11 protein-coding genes and 2 pseudogenes are annotated in these 14226 nt (G+C 65.9%); all 13 read left to right on the top strand.

Annotation, left to right across the window (positions count from 1 at the left end; translation table 11 throughout):
- The first annotated feature begins 48 nt into the window (after positions 1 to 48).
- Positions 49 to 1431, top strand: coding sequence for a PepSY-associated TM helix domain-containing protein (locus ACZ5KU_RS02915; RefSeq protein ID WP_464736815.1), 1383 nt, complete (start codon positions 49 to 51; stop codon positions 1429 to 1431).
- A gap of 151 nt (positions 1432 to 1582) precedes the next feature.
- Complete coding sequence (locus ACZ5KU_RS02910) at positions 1583 to 3703, top strand: TonB-dependent receptor (protein WP_464736814.1); 2121 nt, start codon at positions 1583 to 1585, stop codon at positions 3701 to 3703.
- 14 nt (positions 3704 to 3717) lie between these two features.
- Positions 3718 to 4506 carry an ABC transporter ATP-binding protein gene (locus ACZ5KU_RS02905; protein ID WP_054061146.1) on the top strand — a complete coding sequence of 263 codons (789 nt, stop codon included), beginning with the start codon at positions 3718 to 3720 and terminating at the stop codon, positions 4504 to 4506.
- Positions 4503 to 5453 (top strand): ABC transporter substrate-binding protein, encoded by a 951-nt coding sequence (locus tag ACZ5KU_RS02900; protein ID WP_464736813.1) that lies wholly within the window; start codon positions 4503 to 4505, stop codon positions 5451 to 5453. Before ACZ5KU_RS02905 ends, ACZ5KU_RS02900 begins: the two co-directional genes overlap by 4 nt.
- A pseudogene (locus ACZ5KU_RS02895) lies at positions 5450 to 6459 on the top strand (FecCD family ABC transporter permease). Before ACZ5KU_RS02900 ends, ACZ5KU_RS02895 begins: the two are co-directional and overlap by 4 nt.
- Before the next feature lie 288 nt (positions 6460 to 6747).
- Positions 6748 to 8013, top strand: a complete 1266-nt coding sequence (gene urtA, locus ACZ5KU_RS02890; RefSeq protein ID WP_054061503.1) for an urea ABC transporter substrate-binding protein — start codon at positions 6748 to 6750, stop codon at positions 8011 to 8013.
- 177 nt (positions 8014 to 8190) lie between these two features.
- The gene (gene urtB / locus ACZ5KU_RS02885) at positions 8191 to 9696 is read left to right on the top strand and encodes an urea ABC transporter permease subunit UrtB (RefSeq protein WP_464736812.1); all 1506 of its coding nucleotides are present in this window, start codon (positions 8191 to 8193) and stop codon (positions 9694 to 9696) included.
- Positions 9696 to 10775 (top strand): urea ABC transporter permease subunit UrtC, encoded by a 1080-nt coding sequence (gene urtC / locus ACZ5KU_RS02880; RefSeq protein WP_464736811.1) that lies wholly within the window; start codon positions 9696 to 9698, stop codon positions 10773 to 10775. Before urtB ends, urtC begins: the two co-directional genes overlap by 1 nt.
- Positions 10772 to 11631: pseudogene (gene urtD, locus ACZ5KU_RS02875) on the top strand (urea ABC transporter ATP-binding protein UrtD). Before urtC ends, urtD begins: the two are co-directional and overlap by 4 nt.
- A gap of 127 nt (positions 11632 to 11758) precedes the next feature.
- Entirely contained in the window at positions 11759 to 12457 is a 699-nt protein-coding gene (urtE, locus tag ACZ5KU_RS02870) for an urea ABC transporter ATP-binding subunit UrtE (RefSeq protein WP_054061350.1), read from the top strand.
- A 30-nt stretch (positions 12458 to 12487) separates the two neighbouring features.
- A complete protein-coding gene (locus ACZ5KU_RS02865) occupies positions 12488 to 13327 on the top strand; it encodes an urease accessory protein UreD (RefSeq protein ID WP_054062163.1) in 840 nt (279 codons plus the stop codon).
- Positions 13328 to 13379: 52 nt separating this feature from the next.
- Positions 13380 to 13682 (top strand): urease subunit gamma, encoded by a 303-nt coding sequence (ureA, locus tag ACZ5KU_RS02860; protein ID WP_003221215.1) that lies wholly within the window; start codon positions 13380 to 13382, stop codon positions 13680 to 13682.
- A gap of 8 nt (positions 13683 to 13690) precedes the next feature.
- On the top strand, positions 13691 to 14224 hold the full coding sequence (locus tag ACZ5KU_RS02855) for a GNAT family N-acetyltransferase (protein WP_054062161.1): 534 nt from the start codon (positions 13691 to 13693) through the stop codon (positions 14222 to 14224).
- Positions 14225 to 14226 lie beyond the last annotated feature (2 nt).

The raw sequence follows: 14226 nt of genomic DNA, 5'->3' as shown, positions 1-14226 counted from the left end.
CAACCACATATCCAATACCCGAATCATCAAACCTTGCGGAGCGCTCCCATGAGCCAACCGAAAATCTCTTTCTACAACCTGGCCTGGCGCTGGCATTTCTACGCCGGGCTGTTCGTCGCCCCGTTCATGATCCTGCTGGCGCTGACCGGGATCATCTACCTGTTCAAGCCACAGCTCGACCCGCTGATGTACGGCCACCTGCTCAAGGTCGAGCCCGGCCATCAGCTGATCAGCGCCGACGAGCAGATGCGGCGGGTCCAGGCCACTTATCCACAGGCGCGGATCAAGCAGTACCTGCCGCCCGCCACTGCCGGGCGCAGCGCGCAGTTCGTGGTGATCCGGGACGGCCGCGAACTCAACGTGTTCATCGATCCCTACCGCGGCAACGTGCTCGGCGAACAGGACGCCAAGCTCAACCTGCAGGCCGTTGCACGCGCCCTGCACGGCGAACTGATGATCGGCACCGTCGGCGACCGCCTGGTGGAACTGGCCGCCGGCTGGGGCGTGATGCTGGTGGTGTCCGGGGTCTACCTCTGGTGGCCGCGCGGCCGTTCCCAGGGCGGTGTGCTCTGGCCGCGCCTGAACGCCCGGGGCCGGGTCCTGTGGCGCGACCTGCATGCGGTCAGCGGGTTCTGGGGCTCGATCCTGCTGCTGTTGATGCTGCTCAGCGGCATGACCTGGACCGGCTTCTGGGGCAAGCAGTACGCCGAGGTCTGGAACAGGTTTCCGGACCCGATGTGGAACAACATGCCCAAGTCCGACGTCGAGGCCCGCAGCCTGAACACGGCAGCACGCCAGACCGTGCCCTGGGCCATGGAAAACACGCCGATGCCGATGTCCGGCGACCACGCCGAGCACATGCATCACGGCGGCGCCTCGGCCGGCCCGGCGGCACCGGGCATCGCCCTGCAGCAGGTGGTCGACATCGCCACCGCGCGCCAGGTCGAGCGCGGCTACAGCATCACCCTGCCGACCACCGCCGAGGGCGTCTTCACCATCGCCGTGTTCGCCGACGACCCGCGCAACGACGCGACCCTGCATGTCGACCAATACACCGGCACGGTCCTGGCCGACGTGCGCTGGCAGCAATACGGCAACGTCGCCCGGGCCACCGAGATGGGCGTGATGCTGCACGAGGGCAAGCTGTTCGGACCGATCAACCAACTGGTGATCCTGCTGATCTGCCTGATGATCCTGCTGGGTTCGGTCAGCGGCCTGGTCATGTGGTGGAAGCGTCGCCCGCAGGGCAGCCTCGGCGTGCCACCGCTGCGCCACGACCTGCCACGCTGGAAGAGCGCGATGCTGGTGATGCTGGTACTGGCGGTGCTGTTCCCGCTGGTGGGGGCATCGCTGATCGTGGTCTGGCTGCTCGACAAGCTGCTGTTGTCGCGCCTGGGCCGTCAACATGAACCGGCCTCACCTTCAGCCTGAAGAACGTGAGATGCGTGGAATAGAGGGATCTATAGACTTCGGAGGCTATCCACTTGCAATCACATATTGTTATATTATAACAATATCGCAAGGTTCCCGCCCGCGGCCACAAGCCGCGGGACTCTCCGAAAAAAAGCGACTCACTACCCCGATGAACAAGTATTTCGTCTCCGGCCTCTGCCTGCTGGCGTTCAACCACGCCCACGCGGATGCCACGTTGACCCTGCCCACCGGCACCATCACCGCGCCTGCCGTCGACCCCGACAGCATCGACCTGAAAACCCCGACCAGCGCCGGTTCGCGCCTGGGGCTCAGCGCCCTGGAAACCCCGGCCAGTACCGAAAGCCTGAGCGGCGCACGGATTCGTGAACGCGGTGATGCCAGCGTACAGGATGCGGTCTCGCGCAGCACCGGAATCAGCCGCACCGGTACGCCGGGCGACGGTGGCACCTCGTTGCAGGCCCGCGGCTTCACCGGCCAGGGCTCGGTGATGCAGTTGTACGACGGCAACCGGATGTACACCGGCATGGGCACCGTGACCTTCCCGGTGGACACCTGGTCGGTGGAACGCGTCGACGTACTGCGCGGCCCGGCCTCGGTGCTGTATGGCGAAGGGGCGACCGGCGCGGTGATCAATACCATCCCGAAGAAGCCGTTCGAAGGCGGGATCGAAAACCACCTGCGCCTCGGCTACGGCTCCTACGACAGCCAGCAGCAGGCCTTCGACAGCGGCGGCTCGCTGAGCGACAACCTGAGCTACCGGGTCAACCTCAACCGCCTGCGCAGCCATGGCTGGATCGACCGCGGCGACTCCGCCAGCGACTTCGTCAGTGCCGCGCTGCGCTGGCAGGCCAATGACAACCTGGTGTTCACCCTGGCCCACGACTACGGCGACCAGCAGCCAATGAACGATTTCGGCGTACCGCTGATCAACGGCCGCTACCAGGGCCATCTGCGCGACCGGAACTACAACGTCGGCAACGACACCCAGCACTACAACGACCAGTGGACGCGCCTGACCACCGAGTGGCAGGTCTCCGACAGCGTCAGCTCGGACAACGAGCTGTATTACCTCAAGGCCCGGCGTCGCTGGCAGAACGCCGAGAACTACAGTTTCGACCGCGCCAGCCAGCAGTTGCTCAGGAGCGGTTTCCTCGGCATCGGCCACCACCAGGAACAGCTCGGCGATCGCCAGACCTTCACCTTCAGGCACAGCCTGTTCGGCCTCGACAGCCAGACCCTGGCCGGGGTGGACGTCAACCGTATCCGCTTCAAGCTCGCCAGCAACTCACCGTTCGAGGACCTGCTGCCGAGCGGCCAGCCGATCGACATCGAGCACCCGACACCGGGTGCCTTCGACAGTGCCAGCCCCTACCGCGAGCAGTTCAAGAGCAGCACGCGGCAGTTCTCGGTGTTTGCCGAAAACCGTACTCACCTGACGGAGCAGTGGTCGCTGGTGACCGGTGTGCGCCGGGACTTCGTGCACATCGATCGCGACAACCTGGTCGACGGCAGCGACAGCGACAAGAGCCTGGTCGGCAGCAACTGGAAGGTCGGCCTGGTCTACGCCATGACGGCCGACACCTCGCTCTACGGCCAGTACTCCACCAGCACCGACGGCGTCGGTGGCCTGATTTCCCTGAGCCCGAGCCAGCAGCAGTACGACCTGTCCACCGCGAAGCAGACCGAGGTCGGTCTCAAGCAGATGTTCTGGGACCAGCGCGGCGAGTGGACCCTGGCGGCCTACCACATCGTCAAGAAGAAGCTGCTGACGGATGACCCCGGCAATACCCAGAACAAGCTGCAGGTCGGCCAGCAATCGTCCGACGGCCTGGAGGCCAGCCTCGACCTGAAACTGGCCCACGACTGGCAGTTGCAGGCCAATGCCGCGATCGTTCGGGCGCAGTACGACGACTTCCAGCAGAAAGTCGAGGGTGTCTACGTTTCCCGCGACGGCCAGCGCCCGGTGGATGTGCCGCGGCGGACCGCCAATCTGTGGTTGAGCAAGGCCCTCGGCGACGATGTGAAGGCCGGCGCCGGCGTACGGTATGTCGATGCCCGCTATGCCGACCTGGCCAACAGCACCGAGCTGCCGAGCTACACCGTGGTCGACGCGAACCTGTCGTGGAAGGCCCTGCGCAATACCACCCTGGGGCTGCAATTGAACAATCTGTTCGACCGCCAGTACGCACAAAGCCAATACAATGACGGCCAGCAATGGATTCCGGGACAGCCGCGCTCGCTCTTCGTGACGGCCGATTACACCTTTTGACCACAGAGCAGACAATGACCTCGCTGACCCTCGCCAACCTGGCCTGGACACCCCCGGACCAGGGCCACTGCCATCACCGGTTCCAACTGCGTGACGCCCACCTGCAGGTGGCGGCGGGCGAGTTCGTCGGCCTGATCGGGCCCAACGGCAGCGGCAAGACCAGCCTGCTCAAGTGCGCCTATCGCTTCAGCCAGCCGGAAAACGGCGAGGTCCTGCTCGAACACCGGAACGTCTGGCAGCAGTCGCCACGCTGGTGCGCCCGGCGCATTGCCGTGGTCCTGCAGGAATTTCCCGATGCCTTCGGCCTGACCGTCGAGGAAGTGGTCGCCATGGGCCGCACACCGCACAAGAAACTGTTCGACGGCGAAACCGGGCACGACCGCCAGCTGATTCACCAGGCACTGCAGTCGGTGAACATGCTCGGCTTCGAGGACCACGCCTTCGCCACCCTCTCCGGTGGCGAAAAGCAGCGGGTGATCCTCGCCCGCGCCCTGGCACAGCAACCGCAACTGCTGATCCTCGACGAACCGACCAATCACCTCGACCCACGCTACCAGCTGGAACTGCTGACCCTGGTCAGACGCCTGAACATCGGCACCCTCGCCAGCATCCACGACCTCAACCTGGCCGCCGCCTTCTGCGATCGGCTGTACGTGCTCGACCAGGGCCGCATCGTCGCCAGCGGTACCCCGCAGGCGGTGCTGAACGCCGACCTGCTACGCGAGGTGTTCGGCGTCGAAGCCCTGGTCGACAACCACCCGCTGGGTGGCTACCCACGCATCACCTGGATAACCCAACCATGAAGAGACTGCGCCTGGCGCTCTGCCTCGGCTCCCTGTTCGCCTCGACGGCCTGCCTGGCCGAATCGACGCACTACCCGTTGACGATCCACAGTTGCAACCGCGAGGTGACGTTCCAGCAAGCCCCCCGCCATGCGCTCAGCCACGACATCAACATGACCCGGATGATGCTCGCCCTTGGCCTGAAGTCGCGCATGGTCGGCTACAGCGGCATCAGCGGCTGGAAGTCGGTCACCCCGGAAATGGCCAGGAGCCTCGACGGCCTGCCCGAGCTGGCGGCCAAGTACCCGTCGGTGGAGACCCTGCTCAACGCCAACGTCGACTTTTTCTTCGCCGGCTGGGACTACGGCATGCGCGTGGGTGGCGACCTTACGCCACAAACCCTGGCGCCGCTGGGCATCAACGTCTACGAGCTGACCGAGTCCTGCGCCTTCGTGATGAAGCGTCCGGCCGCCAGCCTCGACGACACCTACAACGACCTGCGCAACCTCGGACGGATCTTCGACGTGCAGGACCGCGCCGAAGCGCTGATCGCGCAGATGCAGGCCCGCGTCGCCGCGGTGCAGAAAGACCTGCCGGCCGACCGGCCGCGGGTGTTCCTCTACGACAGCGGCGAAGACCGTGCCATGACCTCCGGTCGCCTGGCCATGCCCCAGGCACTGATCGAGGCGGCCGGCGGGCGCAACGTGCTGGATGACGTCGAGGCGAGCTGGACCCGGGTGAACTGGGAAAGCGTGGTGGAGAAGAACCCACAGGTGATCGTCATCGTCGACTACAGCGAAATCACCGCCGAGCAGAAACAGCACTTCCTGGAGAGCAACCCGTCCCTGCAGTCGGTGGAGGCGATCCGCAATAAACGCTTCGTGGTCATCCCCTATGTCGAGGCGACACCGGGCATCGATAACGTCCACGCCATCGAAACCCTGGCCAAGGCGTTCCATCCACGATGATGAGCCGTCGCTATACCCTGCTGCTGGTCGTGCTCAGCGCACTGCTGCTGGTGTCCTGCGTGGTGTCGCTGGGCTTCGGTCCGGCGCGGCTGCCGGTGGACCTGGTGTGGCGCATCCTGGCGTACAAGCTGTTGGGCAGCGGCACACCGGACTGGAGCCCCGGCCAGGACCATATCGTCTGGCTGATCCGCGTCCCGCGCATGCTGCTGGGGGCCCTGGTCGGTGCCGGCCTGGCGCTGATCGGCGCGGTGCTGCAGGCGGTGACCCGCAACCCGCTGGCCGACCCGCACCTGCTCGGCGTGACATCCGGGCCACCCTCGGTGCGGTGATCGTGGTGCTGCATGTCGGTGAAATTGCCGGCCTGCTGAGCCTGCCCATCGCCGCCTTCATCGGCGCCCTGGGCAGCATGCTGCTGGTGCTGGGCATCGCCAGCCGCAATGGCCGGCTGGACAGCGAGCGCCTGCTGCTGTGCGGGGTGGCGGTGTCCTTCGTGATGATGGCGCTGGCCAATCTGCTGCTGTTTCTCGGCGACCACCGGGCCAGTTCCGCGGTGATGTTCTGGATGCTCGGCGGCCTCGGCCTGGCGCGCTGGGAGTTGCTGCTGGTGCCGATGCTGAGCGTGCTCTGCGGGCTGCTCCTGCTGCTCGGCATGGCGCGGTCGCTGAACGCGCTGATGGCCGGCGAACAGACCGCCGTGACCCTCGGCCTGAGCGCACGCCATGTGCGCCTCAAGGTGTTCCTGATCGCTTCGCTGATGACCGGCGTGCTGGTCTCCATCAGCGGTTCGATCGGCTTCGTCGGGCTCATGGTGCCGCACATCGCACGCTACCTGGTGGGCGCGGAGCACCGCAGGCTGCTGCCGGTGTCGGCGTTGCTCGGCAGCCTGTTCCTCATCTGGGTCGATGTCGCCGCACGCACCCTCATCGCCCCGGAGGACCTGCCGATCGGCGTAGCCACCGCGGCCATCGGCGGCCTGTTTTTCATCGGCCTGATGCGGCGCCGGTAAGGGCGCTACTCCATCCTGTGGGAGCGGGCTTGCCGGGGCACCGCCCCCCGGGGCCCGCGATACGGCTGACAGCTTCGCAGGCAAGCCCGCTCCCACGGAGCACCAATCTGGCGCTCCCGGCGCACCGCGCAGCTCACGCCGCCCCCGCTTGGTGCGACTGTTCAGACCAGCTACCGGGCAAAGCGCGCTGTTGCGGCCCTCCGCGAACTCGGCACACCCCTTGCAAAACCCTCTTCAGCATCTGCATCTGCCAACCCCAAAAAAAATTGAGACCCTGGAGATCGCAACATGAAGCGTCGTAGTTTGATCAAGGCTTTTACCCTGACGGCATCGATTGCCGCCATGGGCCTGACCTGGACCGTCGAGGCCGCCGAGACCATCAAGGTCGGCATCCTGCATTCGCTTTCCGGCACCATGGCGATCTCCGAGACTTCGCTCAAGGACATGGCGCTGATGACCATCGACGAGATCAACGCCAAGGGCGGGGTCAACGGCAAGATGCTCGAGCCGGTGGTGGTCGACCCGGCCTCCAATTGGCCGCTGTTCGCCGAGAAGAGCCGCCAGTTGCTGACCCAGGACAAGGTCGCGGTGGTGTTCGGCTGCTGGACCTCGGTATCGCGCAAATCGGTGCTGCCCGTATTCGAGGAACTCAATGGCCTGCTGTTCTACCCGGTGCAATACGAAGGCGAAGAAATGTCGCCAAACGTCTTCTACACCGGCGCCGCGCCAAACCAGCAGGCGATTCCGGCGGTGGAATACCTGATGAGCGAGGATGGCGGCAGCGCCAAGCGCTTCTTCCTGCTCGGTACCGACTACGTCTACCCGCGCACCACCAACAAGATCCTGCGCGCGTTCCTGCATTCCAAGGGCGTGGCGGACAAGGATATCGAAGAGGTCTACACCCCGTTCGGCCATGCCGACTACCAGACCATCGTCGCCAACATCAAGAAATTCTCCGCCGGCGGCAAGACCGCGGTCATCTCCACCGTCAACGGCGACTCCAACGTACCGTTCTACAAGGAACTGGCGAACCAGGGCCTGAAGGCCACCGACGTACCGGTGGTGGCCTTCTCCGTCGGCGAGGAAGAACTGCGTGGCATCGACACCAAGCCACTGGTGGGCAACCTCGCCGCCTGGAACTACTTCGAGTCGGTGAACAACCCGGTGAACCAGAAGTTCGTCGCCGACTGGAAGGCCTATGCCAAGAAGAAAAACCTGCCGGGCGCCGACAAGGCGGTGACCAACGACCCGATGGAAGCCACCTACGTCGGCATCCACATGTGGGCCCAGGCGGTGGAAAAAGCCAAATCCACCGATGTCGACAAGGTCCGCGAAGCCCTCGCCGGGCAGACCTTCGCCGCACCGTCGGGCTACACCCTGACCATGGACAAGACCAACCACCACCTGCACAAGCCGGTGATGATCGGCGAGATCCAGCCGGACGGTCAGTTCAACGTGGTCTGGCAGACCGAAGGGCCGATCCGTGCCCAGCCCTGGAGCCCGTTCATTCCGGGCAACGACAAGAAGCCGGACTATGCGGTGAAGAGCAACTGAGTCATCGGGCCTGGAACAGCTGTCCAGGCCCGATCCACACCCTGTGGGAGCGGGCTTGTCGCGGCGCCGAACCGCCGCGAAGAACGATGACGCGATGCACCTGACACACCGCGTCGCCCTTACGCTTCGCCGGCAAGCCGGCTCCCACGGTGTACGTGCGTTTTCAAGGACCTCGTTATGCCCACTGCCCTTCGTCGCCTGATCCTCACCGCACTCCTGGCGCTGCCCATGGCCGCTCACGCCAGCGATGCCAGCGACTTCATCGCGGCCAACCCGACCCAACAGGCCAGGCTGCTGGAAAGCTGGGCCGCCCAGCCGGACCCGGCCCGTATCGAGTTGATCGCCAGCCTGCAACAGGGCGAGATCAGCGTCGACGGCGCGCCGGCCCAACCGGTACGCCTGAACAACCGCCTGCGCGGCCTGATCGACACCGCGGTCGCCGCCCAGCAACTGCTCGCCGCCGATGCCAAGGTGCGCCTCGCCGCCGCCCTGCAACTGCAGAAAAGCGCCAAACCGGCACAGCTTCCCTTCCTCGACCGGCAACTGGCCGGGGAAACCAACCCCGACGTGCATGCCGCGCTGAGCCTGGCCCTGGCCAACCTGCAACTGGTCGACCCCAACCCCGGCATCCGCCTGGCCGCGGTGCGCCTGCTCGGCGAGAGCGGCGATCCCCTGGCCCGCACCCGCCTCGAAGACCTGCTGCAACCCGGCGTGGAGCCGGATGCCGGCGTGCACACCGCCGCCGAGACCAGCCTGGCCCAGGTCAAGCGCAAGCTGATGGTCGGCGAACTGCTCGGCCAGGCCTTCAGCGGCATGTCCCTGGGCTCGATCCTGCTGCTGGCGGCCCTCGGCCTGGCCATCACCTTCGGCCTGCTCGGGGTGATCAACATGGCCCACGGCGAGATGCTGATGCTCGGTGCCTACGCCACCTACGGCGTGCAACTGCTGTTCCAGCGCCTCATGCCCCAGGCCCTCGACTACTATCCGCTGGTGGCCCTGCCGGTGGCGTTCTTCGTCACCGCCGCCATCGGCATGGCCCTGGAGCGCACGGTGATCCGCCACCTCTACGGCCGGCCACTGGAGACCCTGCTCGCCACCTGGGGCATCAGCCTGATGCTGATCCAGCTGGTGCGCCTGCTGTTCGGCGCGCAGAACGTCGAGGTCGCCAACCCGAGCTGGCTGTCCGGTGGTATCCAGGTCCTGCCCAACCTCGTGCTGCCCTACAGCCGCCTGGTGATCATCGCCTTCGCCCTGTTCGTGGTGGCGCTGACCTGGCTGCTGCTGAACCGCACCCGCCTCGGCCTGAACGTGCGCGCCGTGACCCAGAACCGCAACATGGCCGCCTGCTGCGGCGTGCCCACCGGCCGCGTCGACATGCTCGCCTTCGGCCTCGGCTCGGGGATCGCCGGACTCGGCGGCGTGGCCCTGAGCCAGATCGGCAACGTCGGCCCCGACCTCGGCCAGAGCTACATCATCGACTCGTTCCTGGTGGTGGTGCTCGGCGGCGTCGGCCAGTTGGCCGGCAGCGTCACCGCCGCGTTCGGCCTGGGGATCGCCAACAAGATCCTCGAACCGCAGATCGGCGCGGTACTGGGCAAGATCCTGATCCTCGCGCTGATCATTCTGTTTATCCAGAAACGTCCGCAAGGGCTCTTCGCACTGAAAGGACGGGTGATCGACTGATGAACCAGCCCCTGCTGTTGAGCGCCACCCAAAAGGCCGGCCCACGCCTGACGATCGCCGTCGGCGGCCTGCTCCTGGTCCTGCTGCTGGCCCTGCCGCTGCTCTCGCTGCTGCCGGCGCAGAACCCGCTGCAGGTCTCGGCCTATACCCTGACCCTGGTGGGCAAGATCCTCTGCTACGCCATCGTCGCCCTCGCCCTCGACCTGGTCTGGGGCTATGCCGGGCTGCTGTCCCTGGGCCACGGCCTGTTCTTCGCCCTGGGCGGCTACGCCATGGGCATGTACCTGATGCGCGAAGCCTCCGGCGACCAGTTGCCGGCGTTCATGACCTTCCTGTCGTGGAGCGAACTGCCGTGGTACTGGGTCGGCACCGAACATTTCCTCTGGGCCCTGTGCCTGGTGGTGCTGGCGCCGGGACTGTTGGCGCTGGTGTTCGGTTTCTTCGCCTTCCGCTCGCGGATCAAGGGCGTGTATTTCTCGATCATGACCCAGGCCCTGACCTTCGCCGCGATGCTGCTGTTCTTTCGCAACGAGACCGGTTTCGGCGGCAACAACGGCTTCACCAACTTCCGCAGCATCCTCGGCTTCGGCATCACCGAGCCGGGCACCCGCGCCGCGCTGTTCCTGGCCACCGTGCTGCTGTTGCTGGCCAGCCTGTACAGCGGCTGGCGGCTGGCGCGCAGCAAGTTCGGCCGGGTGCTGACCGCCCTGCGCGACGCGGAGAACCGGCTGATGTTCTGCGGCTACGACCCACGCGGCTTCAAGCTGTTCGTCTGGGTCCTGAGCGCGGTGCTGTGCGGCCTGGCCGGGGCGCTGTACGTGCCCCAGGTGGGGATCATCAACCCCAGCGAAATGTCGCCGACCAACTCCATCGAGGCTGCCGTCTGGGTCGCCCTCGGCGGCCGCGGCACGCTGGTCGGCCCGCTGCTCGGCGCCGGCCTGGTCAATGGCATGAAGAGCTGGTTCACCGTGGCCTTCCCGGAATACTGGCTGTTCTTCCTCGGCGCACTGTTCATCGTCGTCACCCTGTACCTGCCCAAGGGCGTGATCGGCCTGCTGAAGAAAAGGGGCGAAGCATGAGAATCACACCGACCGCCGAGTTCATGCTCGAGCCCGTATTCGACGCCAACCGCGATGCCGGCACCGGCCGCGACGCCATCGGCCTCGGCCAGGCCGCCGGCAAGGGGCTCGATACCCGCCACGGAACCATCCTGACCCTGGAGGGCATCAGTGTCAGCTTCGATGGTTTCAAGGCGCTGAACGACCTCAACCTGTACATCGGCGTCGGCGAGCTGCGCTGCATCATCGGCCCCAACGGGGCCGGCAAGACCACCCTGATGGACGTGATCACCGGCAAGACCCGGCCCGGCCAGGGCAAGGCCTGGTTCGGCGAAACCCTGGACCTGACGCAGATGAGCGAAGTGCAGATCGCCCAGGCCGGGATCGGCCGCAAGTTCCAGAAACCCACGGTGTTCGAAGCCCTGAGCGTGTTCGAAAACCTCGAGCTGGCGCAAAAGACCGACAAGTCGGTGTGGGCCAGCCTGCGCGCACGGCTGACGGGCGAGCAGAAGGACCGCATCGCCGAGGTACTGGAGACCATCCGCCTGACGGCCTCGGTCAATCGCCCGGCGGGCTGTTGTCCCACGGCCAGAAGCAGTTCCTGGAGATCGGCATGCTGCTGATGCAGGACCCGCAATTGCTGCTGCTCGACGAACCGGTGGCCGGCATGACCGACGCCGAGACCGAGTTCACCGCCGAGCTGTTCAAGAGCCTGGCCGGCAAGCACTCGCTGATGGTGGTGGAACACGACATGGGCTTCGTCGGCGCGATCGCCGATCACGTGACCGTGTTGCACCAGGGCAGTGTGCTGGCCGAAGGCTCGCTGGCCCAGGTGCAGGAAAACGAGCGCGTCATCGAGGTCTACCTCGGCCGCTGAAACGACGCGCCCCCTGTAGGAGCCGGGCTTGCCCGCGAAGGCGTCCTGACGATCGCTAAAAGCTTCGCGGGCAAGCCACGCTCCTACAAGGGGCGATGCAAGACAAGACAGAGTGGGGAAACTGAGCATGCTGCAAGTCGACAAGCTGCACCAATACTACGGCGGTAGCCACATCCTGCGCGGCCTGTCGTTCGATGTGAAAGTCGGTGAGATCACCTGCCTGCTCGGGCGCAACGGCGTGGGCAAGACCACCCTGCTCAAGTGCCTGATGGGCCTGCTGCCCACCCGCGAAGGCAGCGTCAACTGGGAGGGCAGCGCCATTACCGGGTTCAAGCCGCACCAGCGGGTGCACGCCGGGATCGCCTATGTGCCCCAGGGCCGGGAGATCTTCGGCCGGCTGACCGTCGAGGAAAACCTGCTGATGGGCCTGTCGCGCTTTCCCGCCTCGCAGGCCCGGGAAGTCCCCGCGTTCATTTACGAGCTGTTCCCGGTCCTGCAGCAGATGAAGCATCGGCGCGGTGGCGACCTCTCCGGCGGCCAGCAGCAACAGCTGGCGATCGGCCGGGCGCTGGCCAGTCGTCCGCGGCTGCTGATCCTCGATGAACCGACCGAGGGCATCCAGCCTTCGGTCATCAAGGAAATCGGTGCGGTGATCCGCAAACTGGCGGCCCGTGGCGACATGGCGATCCTGCTGGTGGAGCAGTTCTACGACTTCGCCGCCGAGCTGGCCGACCAGTACCTGGTGATGTCCCGGGGCGAGATCATCCAGCAGGGCCGCGGAGAAAATATGGAAGCCGAGGGTGTACGCGGGTTGGTTACGATCTAACCTGTAGCGTCCGGACAATAATCGATCATCATGACCTCATCTGCCACCAACGCCCTGTTCACGCCCAGCTGGCACGCCGAGCTGGAGCTGGGTTACGCCCGCTTCGGCGACACCACACGGCCGGTCCGCCGCCGTCACCTGGGCCCGCTGCGGGTACAGAAACACCTGTATGCCGAAGGCCCCGAAGTCTGCCAGCACATCATCGTTCATCCGCCCGGCGGGATCGCCGGCGGCGACCGGCTGGACATCAGCGCCCACGTCGAACGCGACGCCTGGGCACAGTTGACCAGCCCCGGCGCGGCCAAGTGGTATCGCGCCAGCGGGCCCGCCCACCAGAGCATCAGGCTCCGGGTCGGCGCTGGCGCCACCCTGGAATGGCTGCCCCAGGAAACCATCGTGTTCAGCGCGGCCCAGGCCGAGCTCGACACCCGGATCGAGCTGGAAGGCGATGCCCGGCTGTTCTACTGGGACATGGTTGCCCTCGGCCGCCCGGCCAGCGGCGAACGCTTCGACCTCGGCCACTTCCAGTCCCACCTGGACATCCGCCGCGACGGGCGGCCGCTCTGGCACGAACGCCAGCGCATTCTCGGCAGCGACGGCCTGCTGGACTCGCCAATCGGGCTCGACGGCCAACCGGTCTTCGCCACCCTGCTGGTCACCGGTGACATCGACAGCGAACTGCTCGAACGCTGCCGCCACCTGCCGACACCGGTGCGCGGCGACCTCAGCCAACTGCCCGGCCTGCTGGTGGCCCGCTGCCTGGCCGGGCAGGCGCTGCATGCGCGGGCCTGGCTGATCGAGCTGTGGCGGCTGCTACGGCCGACGCTGCTGGGCCGCGAGGCCGTGCCGCCGAGGATCTGGAATACATGAACTGCCCCTACGACTTGCGTTTTTCAACTGCCTGCCAACGGATCTGTGAACCATGGACCTGACTCCCCGCGAAAAAGACAAACTGCTGATTTTCACCGCCGGCCTGGTCGCCGAACGACGCCTGGCCCGCGGGGTGAAACTCAATTATCCGGAAGCCATGGCGTACATCTCGGCCGCGCTGCTCGAAGGCGCCCGCGACGGCCAGACCGTGGCCGAACTGATGCACTACGGCACCACACTGCTCAGCCGCGAACAGGTGATGGAAGGCATCCCGGAGATGATCCCGGAGATCCAGGTCGAAGCGACTTTCCCCGACGGTACCAAGCTGGTCACCGTCCACCAGCCGATCGTCTGAGGCCGCCCATGTCCTACGTCATCCGCGATGCCCTGCATGCCGACCTGCCGGCCATTCGCGACATCTACAACGACGCGGTGCTCAACACCACGGCGATCTGGAACGAGCAACCGGTGGACCTCGGCAACCGCCAGGCCTGGTTCAGCGCCCGCCAGGCCCAGGCCTATCCGATCCTGGTGATCGTCGACAGTACCGACAGCGTGCTCGGCTACGCTTCCTTCGGTGACTGGCGGCCCTTCGAGGGCTTCCGCCACACCGTCGAACACTCGGTGTACGTGCGCAACGACCAGCGCGGCAACGGCCTGGGACCCAGGCTGATGACGGCGCTGATCGAACGCGCCCGTCATGGCGGCAAGCACATCATGGTCGCCGCCATCGAGAGTGGTAACAGCGCCTCCATTCGCCTGCATGAACGCCTGGGTTTCGTCACCACCGGGCAGATGCCCCAGGTGGGGGTGAAGTTCGGCCGCTGGCTGGACCTGACCTTCATGCAACTGTGCCTGAACCCGGGCGCCCTGCCGCCCGCCATCGCCAAGGAGTAAGC

This window comes from Pseudomonas sp. Tof1 (assembly GCF_055390395.1).
Note: the sequence above shows the minus strand (reverse complement) of the source record. Positions and strands in the feature narration are given on the sequence as shown.